Genomic DNA, 848 nt, shown 5'->3' on the forward strand with positions numbered 1-848 from the left:
CTCACCGGTGCTGCAACACTGGCTCCTAAGGCAACCACATCGAATAGCTGTCCACGCAAATCTGCTCGACGCGACTTGTTGGCTTCTTGAGCCTGCATGGCTTGATTCAACCTGCGATACTTCTGACTTAAGCGATCGAGTGATGCACCAAGACGAGTGTTTTCACGCAATAGCTCTCGCGTATTCACACCAGCTTGTTGAAGCTCTCGTCGACTACGCTGAAGTCGCTCACGCTGTTTGGCCAGTTCTGCAGATAAGCGTTGTGTTTTTTGCTTAGCGGCTTCAAAAGATTGCGTCAGTTGTTTTGACGGTTGCTCTGTTGAGGCCACCTCACGACGCAAACGAGATAGTTCTCGGCTAGCTGCTTCGTAAGCAACTCGCGCTTTACCAACATTGGCCTCGCCCAACTCGACTTTACGAATCGCACTCTGCTGATTCTTCAGACGATTAATGGATGTGCCTAACTGGTTTAACTGCGCTTGCGAGCCACGAACAGATGTCCGAAAACTCTGGCCAATGGAGGCACCAATTTGAAGTGCCAACTTAAATGACGAGTTAGCCATTAAGACACTCCTTAAAGACAAACTGGCACTAACACCATTAGAACCTTGGGATTAGGGCCGTTTTGGCAATACGTCGAGCCAGGCCATCAATTCATGACCATCAAGCTCTAACAGTTCAGATAATTGCCAGCCGGTATGGCTAGCCAAGGCGATCAAAGCTCTGCGAGCATCGCGAGGGTTTAAGACAAAAAATCCTGATAGGCCTTTTGCAGTTTTTCGTAATCGGCCATGTCCAACTCCAACAAATTATCGGGCGATAACTCACTTAAATTGGCAAAGAGCTGG

The 848-nt window shown here is 48.7% G+C and carries 2 protein-coding genes; both read right to left on the bottom strand.

Translation table 11 applies throughout. From position 1 onward, the window contains the following. The coding region (locus A3766_RS00185) for a hypothetical protein (protein ID WP_197479126.1) at positions 1-563 on the bottom strand (563 nt) is incomplete at its 3' end. A 179-nt stretch (positions 564-742) separates the two neighbouring features. Next, the coding region (locus A3766_RS32540) for a phage tail assembly protein (RefSeq protein ID WP_197479127.1) at positions 743-848 on the bottom strand (106 nt) is incomplete at its 5' end.

This window comes from Oleiphilus sp. HI0132 (genome assembly GCF_001635845.1).